The sequence below is a fragment of the Candidatus Nitronauta litoralis genome (assembly GCA_015698285.1).
GTDB lineage: Bacteria > Nitrospinota > Nitrospinia > Nitrospinales > Nitrospinaceae > Nitronauta > Nitronauta litoralis.
Window position 1 is genome coordinate 1049199 of sequence record CP048685.1, and the last position, 19516, is coordinate 1068714.

At 48.2% G+C, this 19516-nt stretch carries 15 protein-coding genes and 2 tRNA genes; 16 read left to right on the forward strand and 1 reads right to left on the reverse strand.

Going from position 1 to position 19516, the window contains the following annotated elements; all coding sequences use genetic code 11:
- The first annotated feature begins 77 nt into the window (after positions 1–77).
- The 14 genes from G3M70_04760 to G3M70_04825 all read left to right on the forward strand — a co-directional run bounded on the left by G3M70_04760 (position 78) and on the right by G3M70_04825 (position 18158).
- Positions 78–1010: a bifunctional riboflavin kinase/FAD synthetase gene (locus G3M70_04760; GenBank protein ID QPJ61236.1), complete on the forward strand. Its 933-nt coding sequence runs from the start codon at positions 78–80 to the stop codon at positions 1008–1010.
- On the forward strand, positions 1007–2032 hold the full coding sequence (locus tag G3M70_04765; protein ID QPJ61237.1) for a flippase-like domain-containing protein: 1026 nt from the start codon (positions 1007–1009) through the stop codon (positions 2030–2032). The genes G3M70_04760 and G3M70_04765 overlap by 4 nt, the downstream gene beginning before the upstream one ends.
- 80 nt (positions 2033–2112) lie before the next feature.
- A tRNA-Leu gene (locus G3M70_04770) sits at positions 2113–2199 on the forward strand.
- Between the two features lie 465 nt (positions 2200–2664).
- Entirely contained in the window at positions 2665–3585 is a 921-nt protein-coding gene (locus G3M70_04775; GenBank protein QPJ61238.1) for a hypothetical protein, read from the forward strand.
- A 249-nt stretch (positions 3586–3834) separates the two neighbouring features.
- Positions 3835–4296, forward strand: a complete 462-nt coding sequence (locus G3M70_04780; GenBank protein ID QPJ63713.1) for a phage virion morphogenesis protein — start codon at positions 3835–3837, stop codon at positions 4294–4296.
- Positions 4296–4487, forward strand: a complete 192-nt coding sequence (locus tag G3M70_04785; protein QPJ61239.1) for a hypothetical protein — start codon at positions 4296–4298, stop codon at positions 4485–4487. Before G3M70_04780 ends, G3M70_04785 begins: the two co-directional genes overlap by 1 nt.
- A gap of 30 nt (positions 4488–4517) precedes the next feature.
- Positions 4518–4724, forward strand: a complete 207-nt coding sequence (locus G3M70_04790; protein ID QPJ61240.1) for a hypothetical protein — start codon at positions 4518–4520, stop codon at positions 4722–4724.
- Between the two features lie 457 nt (positions 4725–5181).
- On the forward strand, positions 5182–6762 hold the full coding sequence (locus G3M70_04795; GenBank protein ID QPJ61241.1) for a hypothetical protein: 1581 nt from the start codon (positions 5182–5184) through the stop codon (positions 6760–6762).
- Positions 6763–6789: 27 nt separating this feature from the next.
- Positions 6790–7452 carry a hypothetical protein gene (locus G3M70_04800; GenBank protein ID QPJ61242.1) on the forward strand — a complete coding sequence of 221 codons (663 nt, stop codon included), beginning with the start codon at positions 6790–6792 and terminating at the stop codon, positions 7450–7452.
- Positions 7453–7471: 19 nt separating this feature from the next.
- Positions 7472–8719, forward strand: coding sequence for a flagellar hook protein FlgE (locus G3M70_04805; protein QPJ61243.1), 1248 nt, complete (start codon positions 7472–7474; stop codon positions 8717–8719).
- A gap of 200 nt (positions 8720–8919) precedes the next feature.
- Complete coding sequence (locus tag G3M70_04810) at positions 8920–9828, forward strand: motility associated factor glycosyltransferase family protein (protein ID QPJ61244.1); 909 nt, start codon at positions 8920–8922, stop codon at positions 9826–9828.
- A 92-nt stretch (positions 9829–9920) separates the two neighbouring features.
- Positions 9921–9994: transfer RNA gene (locus G3M70_04815), tRNA-Arg, on the forward strand.
- A gap of 545 nt (positions 9995–10539) precedes the next feature.
- Complete coding sequence (locus tag G3M70_04820) at positions 10540–17856, forward strand: hypothetical protein (GenBank protein ID QPJ61245.1); 7317 nt, start codon at positions 10540–10542, stop codon at positions 17854–17856.
- Entirely contained in the window at positions 17853–18158 is a 306-nt protein-coding gene (locus tag G3M70_04825) for a hypothetical protein (protein QPJ61246.1), read from the forward strand. The genes G3M70_04820 and G3M70_04825 overlap by 4 nt, the downstream gene beginning before the upstream one ends.
- Before the next feature lie 105 nt (positions 18159–18263).
- Here the strand turns inward: G3M70_04825 and G3M70_04830 are convergent, their stop codons facing one another.
- A complete protein-coding gene (locus G3M70_04830) occupies positions 18264–18404 on the reverse strand; it encodes a hypothetical protein (protein ID QPJ61247.1) in 141 nt (46 codons plus the stop codon).
- A gap of 174 nt (positions 18405–18578) precedes the next feature.
- Here G3M70_04830 and G3M70_04835 point away from each other — a divergent pair, with 174 nt between their 5' ends.
- Positions 18579–19184, forward strand: coding sequence for a hypothetical protein (locus G3M70_04835; protein ID QPJ61248.1), 606 nt, complete (start codon positions 18579–18581; stop codon positions 19182–19184).
- Positions 19181–19513, forward strand: a complete 333-nt coding sequence (locus G3M70_04840; protein ID QPJ61249.1) for a hypothetical protein — start codon at positions 19181–19183, stop codon at positions 19511–19513. The genes G3M70_04835 and G3M70_04840 overlap by 4 nt, the downstream gene beginning before the upstream one ends.
- Positions 19514–19516 lie beyond the last annotated feature (3 nt).

The window sequence follows — 19516 nt, forward strand, 5'->3', positions numbered from 1 at the left end:
TCTCTTGCCGGGATCTTGTCCTCCCCCCTTTCAAGTTCATGATTCCAAGTGATTCCCATATGCGTTAGAATTTCGTTATGAAGATTGTTCGGGATTTATCCAGCCTGCCAAAGAATATTAAATACCCCGTTGTCGCCCTGGGAAACTTTGATGGGGTGCATATTGGGCACCAGATGATTTTTCGTCGGGTTGCTGAAATTGCCCAGCAGAAAAAAGGAACAGGGTTGGCATTCACCTTCCAGCCACATCCCATAACAGTTCTCAATCCTGGTTCTGCACCTCTCCTGCTCACGACATTTCGGAAAAAGATGGAACTCATAGAGCAAAGCGGGATCGACCTCGTGTGGTGTGCCAGATTCAATCGGAACCTGGCGAAGCTTGAGCCACGCGAGTTTGTGAAAAAATTTCTCGTAGACAGTTTGAATGCGAAAGAAGTTGTAGTGGGTTTCGATTACGCCTTTGGACGTGGCCGCCAAGGGACTATCCCGTTTCTTAAAAAACTGGGACAGGAGTTTCAATTTCAGGTTCATGTTATTGAGCAGGTAAAAATTGATGGTCAGGGGGTAAGCAGTTCCTATGTAAGGGAATTGCTTGAAGAGGGCAGTGTGGAAAAAGCAGCGATATTTCTTGGACGGCCCTATTCCCTGTTGAGCCCCGTGGTACACGGACACAAAACCGGTCGGAGTATCGGGTTCCCCACAGCCAATCTGGACACCAGTCGGGTGCAGATTCCCGCCACCGGAGTTTATGCTGTCCGGGTGCAGTTCAAGGAAAAATCATTTAATGGTGTCGCCAACATAGGGTTCAATCCGACTTTTAACCGTGATCGTTTAAGTGTAGAGGTTCATATCTTTGATTTTGAAGAACAGATTTATGGACGACACATCAAACTGTCGTTTATTGGCCGGATTCGTGGCGAGAAAAATTTTGATTCGGCCGAGGTATTGGTTGAGCAGATCAAACACGATATTGAAACAGCACGCTCGATCCTTTCCGGATGGGCCACGTGAAGAGATCGGGACAACTTGTTATCGGGTTGGTAATCGCAGCACTGGCAGTAGCTTATACGATTCGAAATATTTCTGTCGATGATCTTCTGAATTCGTTTACCCAGATTGAGTTTCAATACCTTGCGATGACCACGCTCTTGATGGTGGCGACTTACTGGGCCCGGGTTTATCGCTGGCAGGCCCTGGTAAGCCCTATCAAACCGGTCAGGATTCGTGAATTGTTGTCCCCGTTGATGGTTGGTTTTATGGCCGCTGTATTGCCAGCCCGGGCCGGAGAATTTGTCCGGGCCTATCTTCTTGGAAAATCACAAAATATCTCGTTCGCCAGTTCTTTTGCCACCATTGTGATTGAACGCCTGTTCGACATGCTCATGCTGCTATTAATGTTAACCTGGGTGTTGATGTTCCAGGGAGAAGTTTTTGAGAGTGGTGCATCCTGGTCGGGAATCACAATAGAAGACCTGGCTTTTCAATTCGGCCTGTTGAGTCTGGTACTGGTATCTACACTTGTCGGATTTATTTTCCTTTTGACCTGGAAGCGCGACCTGGCGATGGACCTTGTTGGCCTGTTTCTGAAACCGTTTCCCGAAAATTGGCAGGAAAAACTTTCAGGCCTGATTCGGTCTTTCGGTGACGGACTTGAAGTGGTGAGGAATCCCCGAGCTCTCATCATTATTTCATTGTCTACGGTGTTGGTGTGGACACTTATCGTTCTCGCTTATTACCCTCTTTATTTTGCCTACGACCTCAACAACACCTCGATTATTTCCCCAATCCTGCTGACTCTCATGATTTGTATTTTGATTACTGTTTTGCCCACTCCGGCTTTTCTGGGATCGTTTAACGCGGGGGTATTGATAGCGCTCCATGAAATCATGAATGAAGCGGAACTGGCTGCAGTGAGTTTTGGATTTGTGGCGTGGGGATTGAATATGCTGGTGGTGACGATCGGTGGGGTTTACTTTATCGTGCACGACCATATTTCACTTAAAAAAATTGCGGAAATGGATCCGGAAGTCTGAAGAAAAAGGTCCGAAATATTCTCAAAAAAAGAGTTTCACAGTCGCTCCAGCCTGTGCTATTTTTAGGGTCCTCTTGATATGCCGAAGTGGCGGAATTGGTAGACGCGCATGGTTCAGGACCATGTGGGGGCAACCCCGTGGAGGTTCAAGTCCTCTCTTCGGCACCACCTAGCGGTGGGCAACGTACAACCTGGCAGGCAGTATTTTTCGGGTATGAACCCTCTCCGTCCATTCGCACCACCCTCCGGTAAGACATTGGGAAACCGGTCAGTCATATAACCGGGATCTAATTACAATTTCCTTTCAGAGAGCAACGCACACTATAGGCTTGCAGTTATTATTAGATTTATAAAAAAAGCGGGAAAGTCCAGGAAATATAGGGACTTAGAGGGCAGGGGAAAAAATTTCTCGTTTTAAGTGAAAAACCAAATCGGCAAAAAACAGGGTATTTTTACAGTTATATCAAGATTTTTTTTGAGAGTGAAAAGGGCACATATAAACCTAGTTTTTGCGGAGCTCGTAACAATCTTTAATTTCATCCCACGCAGGCTCTCCTACATATTTGACGCAATACTTTAGCTCAGGTGTTCCCTTCGCACCAGCCTTGGTCAATTCGTTATCAATCGCCTCAATTGGATTACTGCACCGCCCACGCGGCAGGTGCAGAAGCGCAGATGCAACGCACTAAAGCGCGAAGGCCCTATGCCCGATACATCGCCGGACTTTCAGTTGAGCCCAGGCCGGAACATCTTGAATGGCACAACACCGTTTTGCCGCTCGATCACCCCTGGTGGCACACCCACACCCCGCCCAATGACTGGGGCTGCAAGTGCAAAAAAGTTTCGGTGTCAAAACGTGAAGCGGAACGCGATGGCTTGCAAATTTTAGACGACGCGCCAAGAAACGGCACCTACAAATGGAAAGATCCCCGAACCGGTAAAGAGCACACCTTTCCCAGCGGCATCGGCAAATTTTGGGACTACAATCCAGGTCGCGCCGCCTGGGGACAGGTAGAAACAAAACGCCTGGCAGATGGCGCTGCAGCCGGGAAATTTACAACACTGCCATCTGGCGGCCCAGGTGATTGGGCACGGCCCGCAACGGTTCCGGTCGACGCGCCCAGGCGGTCAGCAGGACCGGCAGTTGATCGCGCGCCCGAAGTGCGCCAGGTATTGCGCGATGGAATTGGCGGTGAAGAGGCAATGTATCAAGACCCGTTCGGAGATTTTGTGAACGTCAATCAGGGGATTGCCGATCACATCATCGAAAACCCAAAAAGAATTGATGGGCGGGAGCGTTTCTTCCCGTTCATCCAGGAAACAATTGAAGATCCTTATGAGGTTTGGGTGTCGTTTGCTCGGGAAGACGCGACAGGAAAGGTGTCTTTGCGCCGCCGTTACGTCAAGTCGATTCAGCTCGATAAAAACAGAACCATGACACTGGTTGCTAATGTTGAAAAAGGAAAATGGATCGGGTTTGATTTTTTTTCAAGGTCCAAAAAGTCGAACCTGAATCACATGCGAACGGGGGTACTAGTGTGGGGGAGGGAATGATGGCTTCGCCTGTGAACAGCCACGCCTGTCACGGCTTGTGCCGGAGCTTTTGGAACGTGGTCCTGCTCTGCACAGTTCAGGCTTGCGCCCTACATCCGGGGTGCCAAACCCGAACCCATGCAAATATTTTAACGCCGGGGACAAAAGATGGCAAGTGAGTCTGAATTTATTGACGTTGTGGTCGATGACAACAGCCTGAATGAAAAGCTGGAACGGCTTCACGCCAGACTTTTAAACCTGACTCCAGTCATGCAGGAGTTCGGGGAAATCGGCCTGGCTTCGATCACCAAAAACTTTGAGGTTGGTGGCAGGTATTCCGAAGCGGGTTCATGGCGCGGCGGCGATAAAAAATGGAAACCACTCTCTATTGTCACCCTGCTTGGTGGTGAAGCGTTTGGTGAAAAAGGCAAAGGAAAATTCAGAAAGAAAAAAGACGGTTCTTTGACCAAGCGTGGTCAGAAAAGACTGGATGGAAAAAAAATCCTGATCGGTCAGGGCAACCTTTTGAATTCGATCAGCTCAAAGGCCGACATTGATTCGGTTCAATGGGGAACCAACATGATCTACGCAGCTATCCACAATTTTGGAGGTAAGGCAGGACGCGGGAAAAAGGTCGACATTCCCGCAAGACCTTACCTGGTGTTGCAGGATCAGGACCTCGATGAAATGACCGCAGTACTGGACGATTACCTGACAGGAGATTTTCAATAATGGATGAACTATACGCTCTTAAAATTTCTCAACTGGGTTCAAAGGCTCCTGAATTTATCCAGATCGCACCCCTCGGAATATTGCAGGATGGACAGGGCCGGAAGTTTGAAATAACTCCGGAAGTCGTTCAGAAAATTATTGATGTTTACAGCAATCGTGAAAATGATCTCGTTATCGATTACGAGCATTAGACGAAGGTAGTTGTCATTGAAACGATCCCAATGACTCTGGCCACTGCTCTTGATCTGAATGAAAGCGCAACCATCTCCGAAGCCGAAGCGACTGTATTAGCTCTGAAGCAAAAAATGGAAACGGGTGAAAGTGCCCGTGTCGAAGAGCTCGCCAGTGAATGTTCCCCGTCGGCCAAATCTGGTCCGGCACCTCAAATGAGAAAAGTTGCTCGTTCTAAAAAATACCCCCCCTGTTAACCTTTAATAAAAAAAGAATAAAGGGGTAATAAAACCGCTGTCTCGCAACCTGCCATTTTTCGTAACTCTAGTGCTGGTTCGCACAAGTGCAAGTAAGCGGCAAGATTTTACCTGCCGGGCAAAACTTGCAGGCTTTTTCCTCCCCACCCCCACTTCCCTGTCTCTATAAATCGCTAATTTTTAATGCGTTACAAAAGGGCGCCGGTTTTGGCACGAGCGTTGCTTATTAGGTCGCAGGAGACCCGGCTAAAGTACCGGGTACCCTTTTTAAAAGACAAAAACAAAGGTGGGATTCTTCAGGAGTCTTAAATATTTTTAAAGTTGAAAAATTTCAAGAGTACGAGTGACACGTCAAAAGCATTAAGCAAAAAGGTTTCAGGCCATAAGTCGTCCTTGAAAAGGGCGCACGAATTGCCCTTAAAGAAAACTTTAGAATAACGAGTGGCACATTAAAAATATGAACAACCCGAGCCAAATTCAGTTTCCGCTTCTCGCGCCTCAAAAGGCGGTGGACTCTCCAGACCGGTTGATTAAACCGGACAAGCAGGGTCAGCCGAAGTTTGATCATTACCTTGATCGCGAGGTCAACCAGCCGCATCTGGAGCGTTCGACCCGTAAGGAACGTGCCTCGGATACCAAGCCGCGTGATGTTGAACGGTCGGAACGTCTCAACGATACCCTCGCCCGCTCGCGTGAATCGCAACATCCTGCGGAAACAACGAATAATACCCGTCCTGAAACCCAGCCTCGTGAAGCGGTGGGTAATCCGGAGACGGGGCCGGCCATTGCGTCTGCAAAAGCGAAACTTCCAGAAGAACACCGCGCTCTCGGCACGGGTGAAAAACCGGCTTCTCCTGAAGAGAAACTGGTGAAAGCGTTGAAGGATCTCAATCTCGACCAGGAACGCATCGACACCATCCTGAGCACGATCAAACAGGGACCAAATGCGGAAGACGTCATCAAAGCGTTGGGCGGACTGCTCAGTCAACTCGCCAATGTTGAAGGTCTGGCCGATGCGGCAACCAAATCCGGTGCTGGCAAAGGTGAAGATCCTTTAAAGACGCTGGCTTCCCTGTTCCAGCAAAAAACCAGCCTGACAGACACGGCCACCAAATCCGGCGAACAGCAACTCAAGTTGCAGGGCATTCTGGAAGAAGCCGGCCTGAGCCCGGAAGAAGCGAAGAAACTGCTGGCTTCGGCGCGTCAGGGTAACGTTTCAAAAGATTTTAACGAACTCAAAACACAGATCGCCCGCGCCACGGAAGACAAAAATTTAGTCAAGGAAGGCCCTGCAAACTCATTGGAGAATAAATCTCTGAACCAGTTGCTGGGCGGGCGCTTGCAAAACGCCAACGCGTCTACCGGGCAGGAAACCGCCACCAACCTGGCGCAGCAGGCTGCAACAAATCCACTACTCGCGAAATCTCCAGCAGTCGCACTGCAATTTGTTTCCAACACACCACAGACCGGAGGCCTGCACGCTCAACCGTTGACGGACAGCGGATCAACTCAACCGATCAGCAGTGTGAGTGAAGCGTCGTCCCGCACGACGGAAACGGTACGTGTGAACAACCCGGCTAACGTTACACCGCGCGGCCTGGTTGAAAAACCGATTGCCCAACAGATCATCGACAAGTTTGCGATCCGCGGAGCGGGTCAGCAGAAAGAAATTTTCATCAAACTCGATCCACCGTCGCTCGGCACCGTTCGCATGAACGTTTCGACTTCCGGTGAGAACGTAAAGACCACGCTGGTTGCGGAAAACCAGGTGGTCAAACAAACAATTGAAAGCAACCTGACACAGTTGAAAGATGCTCTAAACACTCAGGGCATCAAGGTCGACAGCTTCACTGTACTGGTTGGCGGAAACCAGGGACAGCCCATGCCGCATCAGCGTCATGAAGGCCAGAGCCAGGCGCGTTTCTTTGGTTCCCAGCACGGTAACGAATTAAATCTGAATCTCGTTCCAGAAGATATTCCTCCGGGACGTTCACCCGTTTTCATTCATCCATCGCAATCCATCAGCCTGTTTGCATAACGCCCGGCAGGCCTGAAAGGTAAGATCATGATCGCAGGACTTTCCCCCATCGCTGAAACAGGAGGCTCCCAAACTCCAGCCGCAGCACAGAAATCGCTGGGCAAAGACGACTTCCTTCAATTGCTGGTCGCGCAACTTGGCGCGCAGGATCCGTTGAATCCGCTGGAAGCGCAGGACTTCAGTGCGCAGCTCGCACAGTTCAGCAGCCTGGAGCAGATCACGAACGTTAACGACACGTTAAAAGAAATCAACCAGTCGCAAAACGCACTCAGCAATTCTTCAATGATCGGGCTTATCGGGAAAGCGGTCGACGTACCGGGCAGCAACTTTGAGCTGCAGGATGAAGGCGACAGCATCAGCCTGAGTTACATTCTGCCGGAAGATGTCGATTCGGTATTCGTCGATGTGTTCGATCCGGCAGGCAAACTGGTCACCACTCTCAATGGAAACAACGAGGCCGGAACCAACCTGAAAGTGTGGGATGGTAAAGACGGCGACGGCAACGAGGCACCTCCCGGCTCTTACAACTTCAAGGTCCGGGCGATTGATGCAGAAGGTGAACCTATCGAAACCGATACGTTCACTTCCGGCGTCGTGAGCGATGTCGTCTTCGAAAACAGCGTGGCCTATGCCATCGTTAACGGTCAGAAAATAGAAGCAGGAAAAATCACCCGGGTTTCTTCACTCTAGTCTATAGCAGGAGAGCGTCATGTCATTAGTCGGATCACTATTCACCGGGGTCTCGGGGCTCCAGACCAATTCCCAGGCCATGAACATCCTGGGTGATAACATTTCCAACGTCAACACCATCGGTTTTAAAGCCAGTAAAGGTGTGTTCGGCGACCTGTTCAGTACGATCCTCGCGAATGGCGCAACCACGTCTCAGGTGGGACGCGGTACCCAGTTCCTCGGCTCGATCCAGAACTTCAACCAGGGCTCGTTCGAAACGTCCTCCAGCTCGCTGGATCTGGCGCTCGACGGCTCCGGGTTTTTTATCGTTAACGACGGGCAGGGAAATTTTTACACCCGTAACGGTCAGTTCCGTTTGAACGACGACGGTGAAGTGCAACTGCTGAGTGGACAAATCCTGCAGGGACATCGCATCACCAACGGCGTGGTGGGAACCACTCTTGAAGATGTCGACCTCGCCGGGGTTCAATCTGCACCCAACGCATCGACCAATTTCACGCTGGGAGCCAACCTGAACGGTGCGGCTTCCGCCGGTGTTACTTTTAACTCACCGATTTCCCTGTTCAACAGTGCCGGTGCGCAGGTTGTCATGAGCGTTCAGTTCACCAAGCAGGCGGGTGGCAACAACTGGACCTACAGTGCTTCGTTGCCGGCAGGAGCGGGAACTATTTCCGCCGGTGCTTCCGGTACCTTGAACTTCAACACCAATGGACAATTGTCCGGCATCAATGGAGGCAGCATCGCGAATCAGACCTTCTCGCTGGACTTTTCAACAGCGAATCCACCGGCCGCCGCGCAGACCCTGACCTGGAACCTGGTTGACGCGAATACCGGTGGCACCAACGGAAAGATGACTGCCTTCGCAGCGCCATCCAACAACAACTCGATTGTTCAGGATGGATTCCCGACAGGAACACTTGTGGGATTAGGTGTCGACAAAGACGGTATCATCAACGGCCTGTTCAACAACGGGCAGTCGGAACAGCTTTTCCAGATCGCGCTCGCAGATTTTCTGGCACCTTCCGGTTTGACACGGAGAGGACAGAACATCTTCGCAGAATCCGGCCAGTCGGGTCAGCCGATCATCGCGACCGCCAACACGGGTGGTTTCGGGTCCGTACTCGGGCAGAGCCTCGAGCTCTCCAACGTTGACCTCGCCAACGAATTCGTCAACCTGATCACCACTCAGCAGGCGTTCCAGGCTTCGGCCCGGGTTATTACCACGACGGATGACCTGTTGTCTGAAACGGTCAACTTAACAAGATAGTTTCGACAGGGGGCTTTGAACCTTATATAATTCTCCTGCGGCAACTCGCCTGTCCAGATAAAATATGGACAGGCTCATGGCCCACGCAAAATTCTCAGGATTCAGAATTCAAACCTCCGGCCTCTCTTTCTGAGGGGCCGGATTTTTTTTGCCTGGCAAGCGCGTTTCTTATATCCGGGGAATTTGTTACATTAAGCGGGATGCGAAACGAAACCCACATCAACGAAGTCAAAAACGCCACCCACGCCCGCTTTCAACAACTCTGGCAAGATAATTTCCAGGCCAATCAGGCGGCGATCAATCGTCACCCCCCCGTGGCCAAACTGGCACGGAAACTGAAAAAAATCCCCGCGATTCTGGTGGGTGCTGGACCTTCACTCGATAAAAACATCCATTACCTGCGGGAGGCGCAGGACAAGGCAGTGATTTTGGCATCGGATGCGGCGTACAAACCGCTGGTGGCGCATGGCATCACCCCGGCGATGACGGTGTGCCTCGACCCGCAGGAGGAGATCACCAAGTTTTTCTCCGGCGTTTCGCATCGCGATGTTTTTCTGGTCGCGCCAACAATTGTGCACCCGCGTGTGCTGGATATCTGGGAGGGCGGCGTTATTTTTTACCATCAACACGCGCCCGACATCCCCATTCTCACCCAGATTGCCAACATGCTTCCAAGAATCGGAGCGTTGACACCGGGAGGCAGCGTGCTCTCGGTGGCGTATCATCTTGCGTTTGAACTGGGGTGCGATCCTATTCTGTTTCTCGGTCAGGATTTGTCTTACCCCAAAACAAAAATATACAGTCGGCTCGGCGAAAACGAACAGGAAACCCTGGACGGCACGATGAACCGTCAGCAGGAAAATATCGTTTATGAAGAGGATATGAATGGAGTCAGTCTGCCGACCTTGAAATCGATGTCGGTATCAAAACAGTGGTTCAACTGGGCGTTCACTACCTGGAAGCGGGAATTTCCGGTCAGTGTGATCAATTGCAGCGAAGCCGGGATCCTGACCGATAATGTGGAGATAATGCCGTTCCGGGAAGCCATCTTCAAGCATTGCACTAAAAAGATCAACGTGGGGTGGCAACTAAAGAAGGCATTAAAGTAGGCGGGAGCCGAGCCTGACAATTTAAATATTTGGGAAAATAGAGATTCTCGAAACACCCGTTTTTGGGATAGAATGACCCCATATTCAATATTGCGCCTGTAGCTCAGCTGGATAGAGCAACGGACTTCTAATCCGTAGGTCGCAGGTTCGAATCCTGCCAGGCGCGCTCCTCGCGGAGAGCAACGTAAAATCCGACGCACATTAATGTTTGGGTTCGAACTCACTCTGCTTGGGCGCACCACCTTGCGGTGGATGGTATTTAAATATAGTCAATAAAGATGACCCCTTTACTTTACACTTTCCTTTCAAAGAAAAAAAATTCTTACCTCAACATATTGATATCCAATAAATTTTGAAATCCAATATAGATTTACTTTTGGTTTCAGGATTGACAGATTCACAGTTCCTGATTTATTTTTCTCTTAACCAAATTTTTCAAAGAATCCAATTTTTAGGAAATTGCAAAGGTTTTTCAAGGCTACTCCTTGTTGGGCAAATAAATAGGCTTTTTAGAACCTTTTGTCCCCATTCACTTCCATTTTTTCTAAAGCTCAGAAAATTTGGATGTCTAAATAAATGGATGGTTTAAGCAATTTATTTTGAGACTTGGGTTTCTTAAAAGATTGGTTTAGTGGAGCAAAATAAACCTATACGGATAATCGGACTTAAATAAAATCCTGTAAAAAAAAACCATTTTAAGAAAGTTACCCCATGCTGCGCAAACAGTTCCCGTTATTCCTGACCTGTCTTGTCGTTTCTATTTTAGTGCTAATGCCAATTGGTAATTACGCCAACGCCACAATACCCGGAGCAACTCCTATTCAGGATGCGGTCGCCAAATCCGGCGCGGTTAATTTATCCGTCCCCATTCAGGTGCCACCAGGACGCGGAGGCATGCAGCCCAACCTGTCTTTAAAATACGATAGTCATTCTGGAAACGGTTTATTGGGAATGGGCTGGATGCTGGGCGGCCTTTCGGTTATCACGCGCTGCCCGGCCACCCTTGCTCAAGATACCTCTTCGGATCCAGTTGACTATGACTCCACGGACAAGTTTTGTATGGATGGAAAACGGTTGATGGCAATTAGCGGCACATATGGAGCGCATGAAACTGAATATCGTACCGAGATAAACGATTTCACCCAGGTAAAATCTTATCAAAGTGCAGGAGGCGGTCCCTCCTATTTTCAGGCGTACAACCGTTCCGGACAGCTTCTGGTTTATGGCTACAATGCGGATTCAAAAATTGAAGCACAGGGTAGAAGTGATAATGCCGTCAGGGTGTGGGCACTGGAAAAGATTATGGACACCAGTGGCAACTACATGACGTTCGAATACGATGAGGAATTTGCAGACGGCTCTTTTCGTATAAAGCGCATTAACTATTCCGGGAACGATGGAGCAGGTAGCCTGCCGCATTCATCCGTGCGTTTTGAATACGAAACACGACTGGATGCCACACCTCGGTATCAGGGTGGAAGTAAGATTCAGCAACTCTATCGTTTGAAGTCGATAAAAACCTATGTTGATGAAAACCTGGTGAAAAGTTACGATCTCGCTTATAAAGCTGAGACAGCTATCATCCCTTCAAAACTGGAAACCATCACAGAATGCGATGCCACTCCAGAATGCAAAGCTCCTATTTCATTTGGATGGGAAGGAGAGAATACGGGAATATTTTACGGGAACACCCAATATGCCGATGTAGATACCCTCAGCGCACAAAGAGTATTTGGTCGAGGGGATATCAACGGAGATGGCCGGGATGATGTGATTTATGCAGGGGGATCGCCCAATCTATCAATTTCTGCCAATTTGAACAATGGTTGGAATTTTTCATCATCCATACAAACGACATCTTCCGGGTCGTATTCCACCAACCAATGCAAAGTAATGTATGGCGATTTTAACCGGGATGGTTTAACCGATGTGTCCTGTTTATACAACTCACATTTTGGACCAGCCCAAGAAAAGAAAATGTTTGTCAGCTTGGGACTGGGTAATGGAACTTTCCAAACAAGCCTGAGCACGACAGTGCTTGGTTCGGGTTTTTCTGGATACGCTGGAACTAGTGGAGTAGGAGATATCAATGGTGACGGAATTGATGACCTTATTATTGAGAGAGGGGATGTTGTCGGAAATGGTAAAAATGTAAGAATCTACCATTCTGTAGGAAATGGTGTTGGCACTTTTGGCACTCTATATAGTTCTCTGGTTTATGCCCCGGCGATGCCTCAATTCTCAAAGTCTGATACTTTCTTTCAAGATATCAATGGTGACGGAAATACAGATGTAGTCATTATTAAACACAACACAAGTGGTTCTAATCCTGTCCGCGTTGATACTTCATTGAGTAATGGGCAGGGTGCTTTCCTCCCCTTGAAAGGGATAGAAACTATTAATGGTCTTAGTAGTGACGCGCCAGATGTTAAAAAGGTTTTCGGTGATGTTAATGGAGATGGGCTGGTAGATATACTTCTCGTTCGATTTGATACCTCTGTTGTGCGAGTTTATACCATCCTAAACCTGGGTGATGAAAAATTTTCAGATTTATCAGCTACAACTTTTCAAATTGCGGGTTCGCCCGGTTTGCCTGATTCAGGTTACAGATTGATTTTAGGTGATTTTAATAGTGACGGTAAAGCCGACTTGGGATTTGGAAAAGGAGATACGGACGGCACTCACCTTTATACTGCTTTAAGTCTTGGAAATGGTTTATTTGGTGCGACAAACCACTATCATTTGGATCAAGGTCAGGATACGTCTGATTTCGATGTTGACGGTTGGTCGGGACTCTTTTCCGGCGATGGGGCAGCGGATATTTCTTTACTTGCACGCTCTCCAAGTTCGGGAGTTTATTATCGCACTGCAATAGCAGAAGGCAACAAAGCGGCCAATAAAATCATTTCGGTTACAGACAGCCTTGGGAAAGCGACTACTTTTACTTACGCCCCTCTGACTGATTCCACGGTTTACACCAAAGGCAGTGGGGGAAGTTTTCCAATTGTTGACTACACCGGTCCTTTATGGGTTCTGAAGGAACGCAAGGAACAAAATGGAATAGGTACCAACACAAACGACACGACCTATAAATACACTGGAGCCAAAATCCATAAACAGGGGCGTGGATTCCTGTGTTTCACCTATATTGAAGCAACCGATGTTGCCCGAGGGACGAGAACGACCACAACCTACCGTCAGGATTTTCCTTTCGTTGGCCGGGTCTGGCGCACAGAAACCAGACAGACAAGTAACAACCTGCTCATCAGCGAAACGGGCAATCAATTCGATTCCCTGTTACTTGAAGGTTTGAACTTCCCCTACCTCAAAACCAGTACCCAGAAATCCTATGAGCTGGATGGAAGCCTGGTTTCGACCCAAACAACAGAACAAACCGATATTGATAACTACGGAAACACCAAAGTTTCCAAGGTGACTTTGTCTGGCGGAGATGACATCTTCATCACTGAAACCAATAACCTCTATTACAACGACACCGCCAACTGGATACTGGGGATGTTGCAGGAGTCGAAGGTCACCCAATCTGGTGCAACCCTGATTGCACCGGTAAATGCATCCGGCTTCACCAACATGGATTACCAGACGGTAAAAGGCGATATCAACGGTGATGGAAGCGAAGACCTGATTTACGAAGGGCACGGTGATCTGGGCGTGCGGGTCTACACCGCACTTTCCAATGGAGATGGTACGTTTGGTGATGCCACTCTCGGTGTTTCTGAGGTTGGGAATTTTTCACAACTCACTTTTCTGACCGGTGATTTTAATGGCGACAACTTTACAGATATTGCCTATGCGCTTGCTGATATTTCAGGAATTCAAATTCATGTCGCAAGGGGAGTTGGCGATGGCAGTTTTCATCCCACTCAGCTCACGCAATACGCGGGCAGTTGGGGTGGAGCCTGGAAAGCGGTTACCGGGGATTTTGATAACGGTGGGAAAACGGATATCTGCTTCACCCTACTCTACGACACAGCTATCGGAAATTATGTAGTCTTGAGCCAAGGAGATGGAACGTTCGGTCAATTGGAAAGTACGACTATTCCTGGAAGCTGGGGCGGGTGGGGACAAAACGATGTTATCGTCGGCGATTTCAATAATGATGGATGGACGGACCTTTCCTATTACATTCTCAACGATCCTTCCGGGATTCATCATCAAACTCTTTTGAGTGATGGCAATGGTAAGTTTGGCCTAACCCCAGTCCCCTCCAATCCCTACCCTTATGCGATTGATAAAAACTGGAAACCCATCACAGGCGATTTTGATGGCGATGGTGGCACGGATGTTTCCTATTATAAGGTGACCGCAAACGGTCTCGAAAATATCACCAGTTTATCAGGAGGGAATGGGGCTTTTGGAGTTGCTACGATTTCCCTTACGGCGGGTACCTTCGGCCCCGGATGGGATGCGTTCCCCGGTGACTTTGATGGTAACGGCAAAACGGACGTAATCTTTGAAAACCCCACCGCAGCTGGGGCCGATGTTTACACTCTACTGGCAGATAGCCAGGGAGTTCTCGGCGTCGGAATCTATTCTACTTTGAGCACGGACGATTGGTCTAGCTACGTTCCTCTTGTCGGAAACTTTGACGGTGACACCGCCGGAAGGGCAGACATCCTCTATACCAATCCCGATCCTTTGAGTTTCAGTGTCAATGTGGCTTTAAGTGATTCCAACAACAATGGCCAGTTCCTCGCCATCAATACCAGCACGCCTTTCTCTCAAGGCTCCTCAACCCGCTCGGTCAATTTCTGGTATTACCCGAATAACGGCCTGCTACACCAGGAAGTCCTGGAATACGATCCGAACAATCCAACTTCGGATTTAAGACATGAAACGACCTATCAATACGATGCGTATGGCAACCAGATAGAAGCAAAGGTTACCGGACCAGAACTAGATCCAGCCGGTCGTATCACGCAACAGGATTTTGTTGATCCAACCAATGACCCAAGCTCCATCGTCGGTTTGTTTCCCTACAAAACCACAAACGCAAAAGGCCATTCAGAAACTGCTTTGTTCAATCCGGCATTCGGTGTTCAAACAGAACTGACCGGACCCAATGGACTCGTTACTTCATGGGTGCACGATACCTTCGGTCGCCAGACGCTGGAGAACCGCGCAGACGGCACCAGCGCCACCACCACGCTTGAAATTTGCCCAATCGATTGCGGCATCTCCGGTGGATTCAACAGGGTCAAGGTAGAGGTAAGCGGACAGCCGGATGTAACGGAGATCACGGACAAGTTTGGCCGGGCCATCCGAACCCAAACCATCGGGTTCGACGGAACAAAGATTTTCGCCGATACGGAATACGATGCGCTTAGCCGTGTTGTCAAAGTTTCCAAACCTTACTTTGAAAATGAAACGGTGTACTGGAACGAAACGCAGTACGATCTCCTGAACCGTCCGACCAAACAGATTCATCCCGACGCATCAGAGACCAATATGGCCTACTTCCCGCTCCAGGTCGATACTACCAACGCGCGGGGATATACAACCTCCCGATTCAGTAATGTTCGTGGTGAACTTGTGCAGGTCACCGATGCGTTGAATGGGAACATCTTTTATTTCTACGACACACAGGGCAACCTGGTGGCCACCATGGACAACGCAGGCAATACCTCCTACATGAACTACGACATCCGGGGACGCAAAACCTCTCTATTTGATCCAGATACTGGAACTACCCAATACGCCTACAACGCTGCCGATGAACTGATCTGGCAGAAAGATGCCAAGCACCAGGTTACAACATTCCAATATGATTTGTTGGGAAGACTCCGGTTCAGGATTGACGATGCAGACGGTACTCCGGAGCAGTCCGAGTGGATTTATGACTTGGCGGCCAATGGTGTTGGCAAGCTGGATTCGGTGAAGCGTAAAGGTGTCGAGGAAAGCCGCTACACTTACGACAGTGTTGGCCGGTCGTCCACCGTCACGCATACAATTGAAGGCGTCGCCTACACCTACACCTCGACTTACGACACCGCCTCAAGGCTGGAAACACTCACCTATCCCACCGGTGTCATTATTGAAAATCAATACACAGCCGATACCGGGTATCTGGAAAAGGTGATCAACCAGAGTGATGGAAACAAGGAGGTCTGGGTCGTTAAGGAGATGAACGCCGAGGGCCAGTTGAAAGAAGCCCTGTTAGGCAACGGCATCACCAATACCTGGCAGTACAAGGCGGAAACCAGCCTTATTGAGAAAATCCAGGCGGGGCTCGGAAGCCCAACGGACAGGCAGGATATGAGCTTCCTGTTCGATGCTGTGGGTAACCTCGAGGAGCGTCGTGACCACCGTCAACTTGATGGTAATAATGATCCCCTCACCGAGAAGTTTACTTACGATGAACTAAACCGGATGACCATGTCTACGGTCATCAACTCCAACGTTACGCACTACCCGAAGGCGTATTACTATTCCGCGATCGGGAATCTCATCCACAAGTCGGGAGTTGGGAATTACCTGTACCAGAACGGCAAGCCGCATGCGGTGTCGAGTACCGACAATAACGGCGTTGTCACCCTCTACGCCTACGACAGCAACGGCAACATGGTGGCGAGTGGTTCCAATCTGGCTTTGCCAACAAAGGTGTTGGCCTATAATGCTTTCGATAAACCCACCTACATTAATTATGGCGGTAATAAATCATCCCTGTTCGATTACGGAGCGGATCGTGCACGGATTGTCCAAACTGATGATACCGGCAGAAAAATCCATTACGCGGGTAGTTTGTACGAGAAAGAGATCGATCCGGGCGTAACAACCTACACGCACACGCATTATTTGCCTGGCAGTGGTGGCACCGTTGCCATTTACAAGACGACGGAGGTCATTGGCAATAGCCCAACGCCAGTCGGCACGTTCTACCTGCACCGGGATCATCTGGGTTCTGTGGTGGTGATCACGGATGATGCGGGCGTCGCTGTGGATGAATTGTCTTACGACGCGCACGGCAGAAGGCGTAACAACACGGATTGGGTGGACTACGGTGCATCCGTTACATCCCCCGCAACCACACAGCGCGGCTTCACCGGGCACGAGCATCTCGATCATGTGGGATTGATTCACATGAACGGTCGCGTGCAGGACCCGGTCCTCGGACGCTTCCTCTCCGCCGATCCGTTCGTCCAGTTCCCGGAGAATCTTCAATCCTTCAACCGCTACACCTACGTCAACAACAATCCCCTTTCTTTCACCGACCCGAGTGGGTTTCATTGGGAAGACAATCTGGTGACTAATTCCGACGGAAAGCTTGTTTTCACTATTGGTGGAAATCAAGTTCCTCTTGGAGGTGGTTCCCTCAGCTTTATTTTGCAGGCTGATTTTGGTGAATGGCAAGAATTTGCACACAGTTCTAACCGGGAAAATTTAGGGGATACATTTACCCCCGGAATAGCCAATATAAATCAGGCGTCTTTCGAAAATACTACATGGATTTCGCAGGGTTCAGACCTTGATAGAGGTTTTGGTCCAGATTTCAATGAAGAATTGTGTGGGGAGTGTACCCAAACCGCAATTGAAGCAGCTTTGTTTGGATTGTTCCTTGATTCAGTAAACCCTGCTAAAATTCCGTTTGTCGGAAAAGCCTTCTCATACCTCAAGGGTGTCGCGGATGAAGGCTTTTCGTTCGCCAAAGGTTTATTTGGATTTGGAAACGGTGGTAATATTGTACAGAAGGGATTGGACGGTGTTCCAGTAGAGACATTTGAAGGTACGATTAAACGTAGAGTACTAGAGAATGATACGGATGCCTTTAGATTTTCCGGTGGAGTTTCTGATCCTAAAGGTCGGTTCTTAACTACGCGTCAAACTCTACGGCAAATTGATTCTCCTCAAGATGCACAGCGTGTTCTGCAATTACCAGAAGGCGCGACCGCAGATACTTTAAATAAGTTTACTATCCCTAAAGATACAGAGATCTTCGTAGGTAGGGTCAAGGGCGGACCTTCTGGAGCTACTCAAGTGTTTATCAAAGATCCGAGGGTTCTCAAATGATTTTAAGAGAAACTACCGATATTCTTCGAGAAATTGAGTTGCTTCTTGAATCTTGTAAAGTCGGGTACGCTGTTATTCCGAAAAAATATAGAGAAGAACTTGAGAAATTATCATCTGATGATTCAAGCGGTAATCAATCTGTATTATCAGAAATCAAACGAAATATGTTTGCTGGCATGGGGAGCCTTAATGATGTTTGGATTAGTGAAGATAACGGGCATGTTGTGAAAGATGAGGTCTCGGTTAATAAAGAATTAGAAAGATTACGAAATAAACTACGTCAAATATTAGAGAATTATTAAATGCAGTAAGAACCATTTTCCTTTACAGTCATGCAAAATACTTGATATTCCTCCAGTACTTTTCAGCACTCCACCACCACGTACTTCGCGAAGGCGTATTACTATTCAACGATTGGCAATATCATCCACAAGTCGGGCGTAGGAAATTTCAAGTACGAGAACGGTAAGCCGCATGCGGCATCCAGCACCCACAACTAAGGGTAACAGCTTTTTGTGTAATCTTGCCTGGAATTTAATGCAACTCACCTTCATTTCCGGGAGTTTTAGAGAACAGCCAACATGCGCCAACACTAAGTATATAAACACGCTAAGAAGAATCTGGAACTAAAGCGAAATCCTGACTTGAACCCTTCTAATCGGTAGGTCGCAGGTTCGAATCCTGCCAGGCGCGCCACCTACAAGTGTGGCAATAGTATTTAAATGCAGTCAAATAAAGATTTGACCCCTTTATTTATGGATAACGGTTTTGGGCCGGATTTTAAAAGAATATTATGTGGGGATTGCACCCGACAGGATGTCAGGGACAAAATTGAAGACGTTTCAGTTGACTCACTTCCTGTTGGGAAAGCGGCTGGTTTTTTAAATAAAATCCCTGGTCTTAAAAGTGCAGGATCTTACCTCAATGGAGTTTTTGAAAATGCATTTGAAAAGGTCTCTTCGTCCGTAAAAAGAATTTTTGGATTTGGAAACGGTGGTAAAATTGCCGATGATGAATTAGTTACTGTTTTTAGGGGAGTTAACCCTACCCATCCTGGATTTGCAAATGCTCAAAAGGGAATTGCTAAACCACGAAGCCCAATTTCCGGGCATAGTAGTCCAGAATTGCATAATGAGGGTATTACTCAGAGTAAATTTGTATCAGCCACAAATAACCGAAACGTTGCCGAGCGCTTTTCCGGCCATAATGGGGTTATACTTGAAAAACGAATTCCTCGTTCAGGATTGACTACTTCGCCAGATAAATTTAAGGAGGCCGAAGTGTTGATAAGAGGTGGTTTTAGAGGAGCAAAAGTTACTAAACCATGAAAATAATTGATAAACATCGATTTTTAAAACTATTATCTGAAGTAGAAAACTTCCCTTATTCTGATAGTTTAAATCAAATGAGGGACTATTTGGTGTCCGCGCCAGTACCGGGGAAAGAAATTCAAGAAATTTATTCCAGAAGATTTGAAACCGCAGGAAATGATTTTGATGGATTTAATGAACTTTTACAAATACTCCCAACGCTTTCAAACTTGAAAGTAAAAATTCATTCGTTTGATTTAAATTCTAAACGTTTTATTTTTTTTACAGACCCGCAAACAAAAATAATTTATGGTTCCCTTGTCGAGCGAAATCCAAGTCAGAAATGACAT